The 12,539-nt window shown below is 42.3% G+C and carries 10 protein-coding genes; 5 read left to right on the forward strand and 5 right to left on the reverse strand.

What is annotated here, in order from left to right; translation table 11 throughout:
- Positions 1 to 244: 244 nt before the first annotated feature.
- From HRU80_07350 to vsr, 5 genes are all read right to left on the reverse strand, one after another.
- Complete coding sequence (locus tag HRU80_07350) at positions 245 to 1,246, reverse strand: polysaccharide deacetylase family protein (protein ID QOJ28704.1); 1,002 nt, start codon at positions 1,244 to 1,246, stop codon at positions 245 to 247.
- 581 nt (positions 1,247 to 1,827) lie between these two features.
- Positions 1,828 to 3,888, reverse strand: a complete 2,061-nt coding sequence (locus HRU80_07355) for a DUF2357 domain-containing protein (protein ID QOJ28705.1) — start codon at positions 3,886 to 3,888, stop codon at positions 1,828 to 1,830.
- Positions 3,889 to 4,150: 262 nt separating this feature from the next.
- A complete protein-coding gene (locus HRU80_07360) occupies positions 4,151 to 5,869 on the reverse strand; it encodes a hypothetical protein (GenBank protein ID QOJ28706.1) in 1,719 nt (572 codons plus the stop codon).
- Positions 5,856 to 6,839, reverse strand: coding sequence for a DNA (cytosine-5-)-methyltransferase (dcm, locus tag HRU80_07365; protein QOJ28707.1), 984 nt, complete (start codon positions 6,837 to 6,839; stop codon positions 5,856 to 5,858). Before dcm ends, HRU80_07360 begins: the two co-directional genes overlap by 14 nt.
- Positions 6,832 to 7,263 carry a DNA mismatch endonuclease Vsr gene (vsr, locus tag HRU80_07370; protein QOJ28708.1) on the reverse strand — a complete coding sequence of 144 codons (432 nt, stop codon included), beginning with the start codon at positions 7,261 to 7,263 and terminating at the stop codon, positions 6,832 to 6,834. The genes dcm and vsr overlap by 8 nt, the downstream gene beginning before the upstream one ends.
- Before the next feature lie 1,203 nt (positions 7,264 to 8,466).
- On the opposite strand from vsr, the gene hrcA reads away from it, so the two are divergent.
- Genes hrcA through HRU80_07395 form a run of 5 tightly spaced genes read left to right on the forward strand, consistent with a single transcriptional unit; the run spans position 8,467 to position 12,531 of the window.
- Entirely contained in the window at positions 8,467 to 9,576 is a 1,110-nt protein-coding gene (gene hrcA / locus HRU80_07375) for a heat-inducible transcription repressor HrcA (protein ID QOJ28709.1), read from the forward strand.
- 12 nt (positions 9,577 to 9,588) lie between these two features.
- The gene (locus HRU80_07380; protein ID QOJ28710.1) at positions 9,589 to 10,305 is read left to right on the forward strand and encodes a nucleotide exchange factor GrpE; all 717 of its coding nucleotides are present in this window, start codon (positions 9,589 to 9,591) and stop codon (positions 10,303 to 10,305) included.
- A gap of 2 nt (positions 10,306 to 10,307) precedes the next feature.
- Positions 10,308 to 11,453, forward strand: coding sequence for a molecular chaperone DnaJ (gene dnaJ, locus HRU80_07385; GenBank protein QOJ28711.1), 1,146 nt, complete (start codon positions 10,308 to 10,310; stop codon positions 11,451 to 11,453).
- 22 nt (positions 11,454 to 11,475) lie between these two features.
- Positions 11,476 to 11,961, forward strand: coding sequence for a helix-hairpin-helix domain-containing protein (locus HRU80_07390; protein ID QOJ28712.1), 486 nt, complete (start codon positions 11,476 to 11,478; stop codon positions 11,959 to 11,961).
- 12 nt (positions 11,962 to 11,973) lie between these two features.
- Positions 11,974 to 12,531: a hypothetical protein gene (locus HRU80_07395; GenBank protein QOJ28713.1), complete on the forward strand. Its 558-nt coding sequence runs from the start codon at positions 11,974 to 11,976 to the stop codon at positions 12,529 to 12,531.
- Positions 12,532 to 12,539: the final 8 nt, after the last annotated feature.

Consider the following 12,539-nt stretch of genomic DNA (forward strand, 5'->3'; position numbering starts at 1 on the left):
TCCGGAGGAATCACATGCTGGTAGAAAATGAGACCGATACACAACCCGCTCCCTTATTCTGCGTCCGAGGAAAAACTCACCTTCCAACAAGGCTAGATAAGAGGGGGCTTCCGGAAGATTGTAGATTGTACTGATTCCGGAGGAAGAAACTCACCTTCCAACTAAGCGAGGAAAAAAGGGGGCTTACGGAAAATTGTTCATTGTACATTGTAAATTGTACATTGCTTTTATTCCGGCGGACGCCTCACTCATTATCGTAAGGGAAGTCGTAAAAATCATTATCGGAGAGCTCCAGCACATAGTCAGGCACCGGCACTCTTTTATCATCAAACAGCGGGTCACCCATCAGCCGGCGCATGCTGGCAATCTGGTCAATAAAGCCCAGACCATCCCGCCCGGCGTAGGTATTCCTGATGGTAAATACCTCATCGGTCATCGCATCTTCGGCTGAAATAAACTTATACTTCTTTTTCTTAAAGAGGAGGATAAGCCGCTCCATGTGGTCAATATTCAGCTCATTCATGTGGAGCAGCATCACATGCTTTATCTGACGCTTAAAGAGAAACTCCGTCTGCTTTTCAACCAGGTCAATAAATTTTGAAAGATAGGCGATATAATCATCCGCAATCTTTTTCTTATACTTTTCATTTTTGGAGTAATAGGCCTTGCTGTAGGCGATGGCAAACTTATATTCCGCCGCACTGATGGTTACCGGAAGTATTTTATAGTTATTTTCTTCCAGGAAACGCTCAACCTCCCTTTTTATCTCAAGCGTATTCCCAACTTCAAGCTGCGGAAAACGGTAAAATTTCTGCTTTCCCTTAATCATCGGCGCAAAAATCTTCTCTCCGTTCAGCACATCTTCCTTAAACTCCTCCGCTGTGTGAAAGGAAAGATCTACGTGCCTGAAGCCGTGATTTCCCATGGTAAAGCCGGCATCAATCCACATCTGCACCAGTTCAACCCTTCTGGGGTCAATGGTGCTTTCATCCTTATAGAGCTGAATTTCATTAATAAAGGCGGCGGGTTTTGCGTCATATTTTTCCAGCACTTTAATCAGCCGGGTCAGCTTATCCTTAATGAGACTCACCGGATAGCGCCCCATCTGCACATAGGGGAAGTCATCAAAGGTGAGACAGACCTCCTTCTTCTGCGGAAGCAGGGGAGAGGCCAGAAATAGAAAAAGCAGGCCTGAAAGAGCAACGACTCTTAAACCTGTAACGAGCTGCGTGAGTTTGCTTTGCATAACCCTTTGAGATGAAAAAAATGAACCGCTAAAATTAAGCCAATAACATTCTTAAGATAGGAAAAATTCCGGGCAGATGAAAGGCGGAGGAAATTGAGTGCTGAGTATGGAAAATGAGATTAATTAATGAAGAATGAAAAATGAAGAATGAAGAATGAAAAAATGGTCCGAAGCTTTTACGCTCTTATGGCTGCCATATGGCACTATCGGGGAGGATCGTGATAATAAAAGGCCCGGGGCTGTCAGCGGGATTCATTTGCAGCGGGGGCAGTTTTTGCTCATATTCAGGGGGAACTCAGTCTTATGAAAGATCCGGCTTTGTGTAAGGAGCAGTTACAAATGCGGACTTCCCGGAAGGGGAATTAACCCCTCTGACCGGTATTCAGACTTTGAATTCATAATTATAAAAAAACCCCTCTCCGCTGGGTACTGCAGAGAGGGGAACATTTTGTTCAACCCGATTCACTGGTGAAGAATCTGGTTGATCAAAATTATAAAATTATGAGAAATTTGTCAAGGGGGGGGATTAGTTAAGATTAATAAGGATTGTGGGTATGTTTTTGCCTTCCCTAAAATTCGAACTAATACTTTTTTACCTGTGCCTTCATCAGTTCAGCAAAACTTACCGCAAAAGGGTAACCGGACTGCCTCTTTGGCCGGTAGTTCTCAAGCTTTCTGATATCCCACTCAATTCCGATGGTAACCGGCTGAACAGGATTACCCGTCAGTGTATATACAAGGTACAGTTCCTGAGATGGTTCTTTCGGATATTCCGTCTTTTTTAGATCCTGTTTAGTATAAATTTCCGGTCCTTCAGCGGACAAGCGGTAAAGATATCCTGTCCTTAATTGCCCCGGGCCGTGGAGCAAAAGATAGCGGGCGGATGCTTCGGCTGATTTTATCCGAAGCAAACCTGCTCCGGTAAGTCTTGCGTTATACTTCCCCTTTTCAACAATCCAGTTGTAATGAGCCACACCTTTGCAATAGCCAATGAGCACGTATTCATCTTCAGGCACAGGTGCCCGTTTTTTGTCAATCAACTCAGGGTAATAGTGGACATCACGGTCGCTTACCGTTTCAGCGGGTTCATCCTTATATATATTCCACGCACTGTAGGAAGACCGTTCTCTCTGTGATGTCCTGTCGGCGAAATTATTCACCACGGCTTTTATAAACTTTGCCAGCTCACCGGTTCCGTCTTTATCACCGGCAGGTTTGATGTTAAAAGCACCCAGCCCGGGAATAATTTCATGAAATCCCTGTAAAGTTTTCGGGCTGTCTCCGGGATAGAGTATATATGCTCCTGCTGTTCTCCGGATTGCATCTTTATAGGCATGCATCTTAAGCAAGTCTTCATGTTTATACTTTCTCTGGTTTTCCTCCTTCTTTGTTATCTCTTTGGTGAATTCAGTGTCGCCGTCAGAGTTAGGAGATTTTTTTTCCATCCCCATCTTTTCGTTCATATCCTCTAAAAGAGATACGAAATTGTCAATTTTATATTTTGCATCAAAATGTATATGAAGCATTAATTCCATCTCCTCTGCAATTTCAGCACTCATTCCGTGTGGCCATAAACTTAACGTAAAATCAGGATTCAAGTTTACTGTCCAACTCCCCTCCTTAAAATGCTTTTCCTCATGTTGAAATTTTCTATTATATGAGAATTGCACGTTAAGATTTCTGCCGGCGTTCTTATAATAACCTTGCAAATTGAAATTTTTGCCTTTTTTAAGATTTATATCGAGTTTATTAGGTGAATACTCAAATAGTAAATCTATACTGCTATTGGGAATACTAAATATTTCACAAATAATATTGAGCAATTTGAAGAATATCCAATATTCATATAATACGGATAAATTTTTCTTCCCAGCATCATAAACATCTGGTCCCCCGCTCCATACAAGTTTTGCAGCTACGAAAAACAAGATCCATGCTCTCAGAATTTCTCGGTATCCATCTTTCTTTTGTAAAGTCGGGCTGTTTAGCGGAAGAAAACTTGGAGCCGATATCTCACGAAATATGGGATTATTTAGCCATTCAGAAATAATGTCTGTAGCTTTGATCACTTCTCTTTCAAATACACTATCCCCCTTCGAGTATTTACTTATGCTTGTTACAAAATCAAGAAATGTCTGAAGAACATGCTTTACGAATCTGTTTTCAGGAGAATCAACAGTCTCTGTATTCTTGAAGGTACTTATTTTCAAGGGCAAACTGGGGATTCTGTCGGCCAGATAATGTTCCTCTGGAACTTTTATTCTATTTCTCACTATTGAAATCTGACGGATTCCATGTCTTCCGAATTTCGTTGTGGAGCGGACATCTTTTAATATCTCAATCTCTTTCCATCTGGTCACTGGAGAATATATGATTCTATGTACAGCTTCGCTGAAATCCCTTGATCTTATCGTCGAATAAATAAATGCAAATTTCTGATAATTTGTTTTAGCATCATTTTCTAATCTTGGTTCAATATTCTGTTTAACAGAACTTGAGTGCTGGAATATAAGGTCACTGCAAATGTTTGCTATATCTTCAAGCATTTTTCTGTAATCTTCGCGGTAGCCTGTTTTAACAGAACAAACCTCTATTTCTGCTTTGCCACAATCACCTCCGCTTTGATCTAAAACTTCTAGCACAAGCTTGCCAACGTTTGTATTAGGCCTTATTCTGCCTCTGTGCGGCTCAATTTTGGAAACAACAATTATACCTGTCTCTCTAAGCCTAAGTTGCTCTTTACTCAGTTTATATTCATAAAAATTGCCCTCGTATATTTGATATGGGGACTCACCGTTTTCCCCGGCGTCATTTTTATAACACAGAATATCATTTTCTGTTTCAGCTCTTATTAAAATGGTTCCAACATCTTTGCCATCTTTAGTAATTGGAACCACTAACTCTTTAGTTTTCAGCGTAGCTTGTGAATCCATTGTGCAAAAGGTTATGGTACATGCGAACTATTTTTTCCAGAGTTACTGGATATCGTACATCATTGATATTATCATTAGTTTCAAGATCTAATTTTGCTTCTTTATTAAGAAAATTTTCAGGCGATTTGTTGTCTTTCATGCAAAATTCTGCCATTTTCTTTAGCGGATCTTTTAGTTTTCTTTGTGAACCATGAACTTTTGGTAGTAATTTCTGCATAATTGCATAATCAAATATTTTCTCATCTGACCATTCGTTGTTCAACATTTTAGCAAAAGCTGTAAATCTTTTTATTTCAGTGGCAGTGCGATATCCAAACTCAGCGCCCACCTTCTTAAGTTCATCAAAGAAAAGCACCAACTCACCTATTATCGTCGTGTTTCCATATTTAAGATCCTTTTTTTGTGCAAGATCCAGAAAATCGCCAGCCATCCCTGCTTCAAGTCCTTCAATCCCATCATCGTTAATAATTGTATTGTTGCTAAGAAATTTGCTCATATCGGATTTGCTAACTCTGAATTCAATTACATTTGCCCTGTCAAGAACTTTTGGACTAAACATATATGTTGTTTCATCTATATTCACCGTACCAATAATAAATAGATTTTTTGGGAATCTTATAAATGGTGCAATATCATCTTTGCCTTCAGTATCGTCATGCAAATAAATTTTATCACCACTTTCCATTGCACTTAAGAAGTCCGCAAAATATCTTTCTACATGACTCAAATTCATCTCGTCCAATATTAAAAAAAATGGCTTGTCTTGGTTCTTCGCTTTATTAGCTTCAATTATTAATTGAAGTACGCCACTTTCCGGTTTTATATATCTGTTTTTTTCTATGGAATCCGGAAATCCAAGCATGGGTTCTCTACTCGTCCAATCTGCACCAACCGGAACCAATTTATATTGTTCGCTTGAGGAACAAAACAACTTTACTATACTATGTGCGAGTTTGGTTTTTCCTGATCCCGACAATCCAGTTAGAATTATAAATGGCTTGGTTAGTAAAGCTGCAATAAAACGAGTTATAATCTCTGGAGAATAAATTAAGTTTGTTGCTGTTATACTTTCAATAATCTTTGGTATACTTAATGGTGTTTTTTTAATATTTCCCTGAAGCTTATTTTCAACAAGATTATTCCATTCAATTTTCCTGATTGCACTCGAATCATACTCTGTGTGTGTATCCGATACAACAATCGCTGAAAAATGTAATTCCTCCTGGTTCCTTACGTTAATTTCAAAAGCGAACCAACAACCATTAGGACAACCCAATGCTTCTCCCATTTTCCTGTACACCTCTGCATTGTTCAACGCTTTCTCTTCAGTAGCATACTCTGCATAGGGAGGATAAGAAATTATTATTCTCCCGTTATGACTTTCAGTGTGTTCTTTTACAAGTAAAAATATTAAGGACTCTTCTTTTAACTCTATTCCATTAACAAAAACTTTACTAAAAATAGAACAATATAATAACTCCCTATTTTCACTCATCTCTGTCGCCTTCAAAGAATCAGCAGGTTTGATGTTATATGTCATCCCATAAATAACATCTTTCAATCCTTCTTTGTCTGTATCCAGTTTGTAACCATTTTTTTTACTTTGACCAACGGACGTTCCCCATGCGGCTGTTGCAGTAGCATCTTTAATACTTGAATTAAAGAATAATGACGTGTTATCTATCTTCATATATTTGCTTGAATATGTGACTAAAAAGCTTGCCGACCAAGTTCACATCCCATCCGTTTCCTGCACATCTGCCTAATTTTGTGTAACTTGGGTTTTCAGGATATCTAATTTCTCTTTCTTTATTATTAATTTTGAATCCCATTAATCGGAAATGTTCATCCAGCGAAAGCTTTCTTACTCTTTCTTTTCCCTCATGAATGGGTTCCACTATTCTAACTACATTGTGCTCTGGTGGTGTTACCGTCATGCATAAGCCATCTAATCTTATCTTTCGATTATAGTAATCATAACATAAAGGTTCATTTACATCAAACAAATCAATGTCATGCAGATGTTTAATTCTTGCAATTTGTGCTTCACTTCTATAAAGGTCGATTTCAACCCTTTTGTCTAAAAAATCTTTTAATCTATGTTTTAATGGTATTTTCGGTGGTGCTAATTTAAAGTTAGCTGGGAGTTTTCCCATGAACCCAAATATCCATAATCGCTCTCTGTTTTGCGGTACACCATAATCTTTCGAATTCAATAGCGCATATTCAACATCATATCCAATTTTCTCAAGTTCAGTAATTATCTTTAGAAAGGTTGGTTTTAGCCTTCCCATTGTCAATCCCTTTACATTTTCCAATAAGATATATTTTGGCTTTTTACTGCTACAAATTCGTATTATATCTTCAAATAGAGTTCCTCTTATGTCTAATTCACCAAGTCTTTTACCAACTGTAGAAAATGGCTGACATGGAAACCCGCCTGTAAATAAATCAAAATTAGGTAGATTTGACGGTTTAACTCTTGTTATATCGCCATAGTTTTGAATCTCTGGAAAATTTGCTTCATATAATCGTATAGCGTCTTCATCAATTTCGGAATAACCAACCACTTTATGGCGTATACCAGACTTCTTTAGTCCAAATGATGCTCCACCATAACCCGCAAAAGCTTCAAATACTCTAATAATTTTTTCAGACATTTTTTATTTCGTTCATCTTAATCAAGGAGATAACCTTTTTTAGTTTTTTTTGAGTTTTATTTTTCAGTTCACATTCCCAAATCACAATTACCTTATAATCCAACTTTCCAAGTTCATATTTTTTCTTTTTATCACGTTTTATAGTTAGAGTTATTTTGTTATTCCAATAATCTATTTTGGTTTTTGGAAAGCTGAAGTATTTACAATTCTTATGCCCGTGCCAAAAACATCCGTTTACAAAAATAACAGTTTTATATTTTTTCAGTACAATATCTGGTTTACCGGGAAGCGAGGCAACATTCACCCTATAGCGGAACCCCTGCGAAAAAAGGTACTTCCTCACGATGAGCTCCGGCTTGGAATCCCGGCTTTTTATCCGGCTCATATTATAACTGCGGGTTGCTTTGTCGTGAACGTCTGCCACGAGAGTATAAATATTCCGTTACTTAATAGATGGTTCAGTCAAATATCGCAAAAATATTTTTACGAAATTACCTAAAGTTTCGGAATTCTCCATTTTTGGTTGTCAATTCTCAACTTTCAATTCTCAATTTATTTTATCCTTTTCATCCTTAAATCGTGTTCCGGTACTTCATGTCATCCCTCCGGGATTTTTGGGGTTATGATTATAATCAGGGTGTTATTAATATGTCACCCCGACGAGTCGGGGTTCAGGAAACGACTATGGGGGGATTTTCTTTTGCTGCCAATCTGTGATTCCTCCGGAATCAGTTCAACTTTCCGGCTCCCTTCCCTTTTTTGGGATTGAAAACTCCGACTTGCCGGAGGAAGGGCTGGGGCCTGCCCCGACGAAGTCGGGGATGAGGTTTTTCCTCCGGAATCAAATCAATGTACAATGAACAATGTACAATTTTCCGGAAGCCCCCTCTTTTTCCTTCAGGGCTGATTAGATGCAAAGTGATATATTCCCACATACATGGACTAAAAATTGAAGCTAAATCTTAGGAAAGAGAGGGGGTTGGGGGGTGAGTTTCTTCCTCGGGTATAAGATAAGGCAAAGGGAAACAAAGGTCGTCATTTTCTACTGGGAGCAGAAAAGGTGAGCGGGTTGTGCATCGGTCATCGTTTTCTGCCAGATCAATTTACAATGTACAATGAACAATGTACAATGTACAATTTTCCGGAAGTCCCCTCTTTTTCCTTCAGGGTTGACATGGATGCAAAATGATAAATCCCCACATATCCGTACTAAAAACGGAAGCCATATTTTAGGAAAGAGAGGGGGAATTGGGCTTGTTCCGACGTGTCGGAAGGTGAGTTTCTTCCTCCGGAATCAGAACAATGTACAATTTATAATGAACAATGTACGATTTCCGGCTTCTTTTCACGGACAGGTCGGGGGTTTGAGGAGATTGTTGTGTATCAGTATTTTATTAACGGGTCATCCCGACTCGTCGGGAGTTCAGGGGGAGGTCTTGAAGCGTTTTATTATTAACAGGCCACCCCCTCCGGGGGTTCAGGAAACGACTATTGGTGGATTTTCTTTTGCTGCCAATTTGTGATTCCTTCGGAATCAGTTCAACTTTCCGGCTCCCTTCTCTTTTTTGGGATTGAAAACTCCGACTTGCCGGAGGAAGGGCTGGGGCCTGCCCCGACGAAGTCGGGGATGAGGTTTTCTCCCCTGAAAAAACGGCAATTTTGCTATATTTGCACAGTAAAAATTAAAAATTTTGTGAACAGGGATCAGCTTAACGACCGCGAACAGAGTATTCTCCGTTACATTGTGCAGCAGTTCATCCTGACTGCCGTTCCTGTTGGTTCGAGGAACATAACGAAGAGGTATGATATCGGATATTCTCCGGCGACGGTGAGGAATATCATGTCCGATCTGGAGGAGTCCGGCTTTATTGGTCATCCCCACACTTCCGCGGGAAGGGTGCCGACCGATAAGGGGTACCGCTTTTATGTGGACCTGCTGATGAACCGGGATGAAATTGATGACCTGGCCCGCAGAACCATTAACAGCAGTCTGGAGAAGGTGAAGAATGAGCCGGAAGAGCTGCTCACCACGGTCTCCCGCATCCTCAGCTCCATTACCAATCAGCTTGCCTGCGTGGTTTACCCGAAGCTGGATACCGGTGTTCTGGAAAAAATCCAGCTGGTAAAGATTACCTCCAGCCGCATTATGGCTGTGATTACCATAAAGCTTGGCCTGGTTAAGACCATCACTCTGGAGGTCTCGGGCGAGATTAAGGATGAGCAGCTTGCTGTAATACAGTCCCTGCTGAATGAACGCCTGGCGGGACTTTCACTGGCTGAGATACGTTCCACCTTCAGGGAAAGAATGCGCGATGTGCCGCAGCAGGAAAGTGAAATTTACACCGTCTTTTTTGATTCGGTTGACCGCATCTTCAGCGACGGAGTGCAGGGGGATAAGATATATATATCCGGAACGAGGCATCTGATCCGCCAGCCGGAGTTTGAGTCGCCGGAAAAAATCCAGAATGTGGTTGACCTGATTGAGGATAAGGATATCCTGCTGCATGTGTTTGAAAAATCCAACGAAGGAAGCGGCGATCAGGTGATTGTTTCCATCGGCAAGGAAAATGAACTCCCGCGGCTGGATGATTATAGCCTGGTCACCAAGGAGTATCTCATCGGAGACGTGAAAGGGCGGCTCGGTATTATCGGGCCCAAGAGGATGGAGTATGCCAAAATTGTGGCGATGGTTGATTATATATCCCTGGTCTTAACCGACTCACTGAAAAAAACGTAAAAAGAAATTTTTGTGACAGTAAATGATTCCATGAAAGAGATGAACGAAAAGGAAAAACCAGAAGAGCAGAACAGCGAAGCGGCCGGGGCTGAAACCCCGCTGCAGGAGGAGGGCATTCCTTCCTTAAACACTGAACTGATTGATGAGATTGCTTACAGGGATACCCTGAAGCAGGATTTTGACGCGCTCACGGCTAAATATAATGAGCTGGCAGAACGCACTGAGCTTGCTGAAAAAAACTATGAAGAAGCTAACGGCAAGTATATGCGGCTTCGCGCTGAGTTTGATAATTATAAGAGAAGAACACAGCAGGAGAAGGAAAAGGATTTTAAGTACGCGGCCGAGTCGTTCCTCCGCAAACTGATACCCGTGGTGGATGATTTTGACCGTTCGATGCAGTTTGTTGAGTCGGGCGCCGACCCTGCAAAACTGGCCGAAGGTATTAAGCTTGTATATGACAAGCTGCAGAAAACCCTGGCTGAGGAGCAGGTGAAAAAATTTGAATCGCTGCATAAGCCCTTTGATGTGGAGTATCACATCGCGCTGATGAAGCAGCCGAGCGCGGAGCATCCGACCGATACGGTTGTGCAGGAGTTCCTCCCCGGATATATGTATAAGGATAAAATTCTGCGTCACGCGCAGGTGGTGGTCTCAGAGCATCCTGAAGAGGCGGAAGCACAGGGCTCCGGTAATGCTGAAAACGGAACATCTTCTGAGGGAAGCAACTGACCATGCAGAAAAGAGATTATTATGAAATACTTGGCATCGGGCGGGATGCTTCCAAGGATGATATAAAGAAGGCGTACCGCAAGCTGGCCATGCAGTATCATCCGGACCGCAATCCTGATGATAAATCAGCAGAAGAAAAATTCAAGGAAGCCACCGAGGCCTATGAAGTGCTGAGCGATGATGAAAAGCGCCAGCGCTATAATCAGTTCGGTCACGCTGGCCTGAAGGGGGGGCAGGATTTCCACGGCTTCTCGAACATGAACGATATCTTCAGCCGCTTTTCCGATATTTTTGGTTCCTCCTCCATCTTTGATGAATTCTTCGGGCAGGGGGGCGGCGCTCAGCGGCAGGGGAGAAGAAGAGGGCAGGGGGTACCCGGGAGCGACCTCCGCGTTACTCTTAAACTCACCCTTGAAGAAATTGCAACCGGCGTAACCAAAAAAATTAAGTTGAAGAAATTTATCCGCTGCGGCAAATGCAGCGGTAAGGGCTCAGACGGCGGCTCAAGCGCCAAAACCTGTCCGGCTTGTAACGGTCAGGGGGAGGTGCGCCAGGTCTCCCGTTCGGTCTTCGGGCAGTTTGTGAATATTACCACCTGCGCCAACTGTAACGGCGAGGGTACCGTGATTGACAAGCCATGCGTTACCTGCAAAGGGGACGGCCGTGTGCAGTCGGAAGAAACGCTGGAGATTCAGGTGCCGGCCGGTGTCAGCAATGACAGTTACATGACCCTGCGGGGCCAGGGGAATGCCGGTATCCGCGGCGGGCAGAATGGTGATGTGATTGTGGTATTTCAGGAGATACGCCATGAGCATTTTGAGCGTGACGGCGATGATGTGATTTATAATCTCCTCCTCAGCTTCCCTGATCTGGTGATGGGCACCGAGGTGGAGGTACCTACCCTTAAAGGGAAGGTAAAGCTGACCATTGATCCGGGCTCTCAGCCAGGCAAGTTCCTCAGGATGAAGGATAAGGGAATTCCGCACGTTAACCGAGGCGGCACGGGGGATCAGCTGGTCCGGCTGAATGTGGTTGTCCCGAAAAAAGTGAATTCAAAAGAGAAGGATCTGCTGAGGGAGCTTGCTGATATGCCGAACATAAAGGCGCCGGGAAGCGGAGAGAGTGAAAAAAAATCGAAGTGGTTCTGATCTGAGGGGGTAGAGGCCGGGCGTGATCAGAAAACTGAGCCGTAAATTCAGTCTCACAGGGCATGAGACAGCCGCTCTGCTGATTATGCTTGGTTTTGTGCTGGGGGGTATGCTGCTAAGCGGCTTTAAGGAGAGGGGTGATTCCCCCTCTTTTGATTATTCAGGGGAGGAGGAGCTCTTCCGGCAGCTTGCTGAAGGAGATTATCCGCAAAATAACAAAGAAATAATCGGCGGGGATATTGACTCTCTGTCCGTTGTTTCGGAATTTAACAAGGATAATCTTAAAAAAAATAAAACTGAGAAACTGGTCTCAGGTCAGAAGCTAAATATAAACACCGCTGATCTTGAGGAATTGTGCAGACTCCCCGGCATCGGGGAAAAAACGGCGCAAAAGATTATCCGGCTGCGCAGCCGTCTTGGTTCATTTTCGTCGGTTAATCAGCTCCTTTCCGTGCAAGGTATAGGAGAAAAAAAACTGGAACAGATAAAACCTTATTTAAGTTTTTAACACGGAGTAAACATGGCAGAAGTTAAAGATCCCTGGTATCTTCACCTGGGCTTGTATGTGATAATCATTCTGATGGTTGGTTATCTCGCTAAGATAGCAATTATTGACCCGCAGGAGATTGTCGCTTACGAAAAATACTGCAAGGATGAGTCCCGCCTGAGAATGAAGAACCTGAAAGAAGCTCAGGTGCTTTATTATATGAAAAACGGCAAATATACCAATGAGTTTGATTCTCTTTACAACTTCATTAAAAATGATCCGTTTGTTCAGGGTGTTATCAACGGATTTGACACCATCATGCAGAGATCTACCAATCCTTTCCTGAAACTTACACATGGCGAGTTCACTCCGGAAAGTCTGCGCACTGCTCCCAAATCAGGCATTGCCTATACCATTGAAATTGATACCAGCATCACGTTTGATTCTGTTATCAATCAGAATAAAAAACTTCTCAGAATAGATACGGTGAAGAAAATCGGAACCCGGTATGTTATTGAGGATCCGGACGGCTACGGCAGAATCGGCGATCTGAATAACGATGCTCTGAAAAACACCGCTTCCTGGGAATAACAGCTCCG

It is taken from the genome of Ignavibacteriales bacterium (assembly GCA_015709675.1).
Lineage (GTDB): Bacteria > Bacteroidota > Ignavibacteria > Ignavibacteriales > Ignavibacteriaceae > H2-BAC3.

Bases quoted from the DNA above. Each gene is read 5' to 3' on its own strand.
- dnaJ (QOJ28711.1), top strand. From the start codon at position 10,308: ATGCAGAAAAGAGATTATTATGAAATACTTGGCATCGGGCGGGATGCT.
- dcm (QOJ28707.1), bottom strand. From the start codon at position 6,839: ATGTCTGAAAAAATTATTAGAGTATTTGAAGCTTTTGCGGGTTATGGT.
- HRU80_07360 (QOJ28706.1), bottom strand. From the start codon at position 5,869: ATGAAGATAGATAACACGTCATTATTCTTTAATTCAAGTATTAAAGAT.
- HRU80_07350 (QOJ28704.1), bottom strand. From the start codon at position 1,246: ATGCAAAGCAAACTCACGCAGCTCGTTACAGGTTTAAGAGTCGTTGCT.
- HRU80_07395 (QOJ28713.1), top strand. From the start codon at position 11,974: ATGGCAGAAGTTAAAGATCCCTGGTATCTTCACCTGGGCTTGTATGTG.
- hrcA (QOJ28709.1), top strand. From the start codon at position 8,467: ATGAGGTTTTCTCCCCTGAAAAAACGGCAATTTTGCTATATTTGCACA.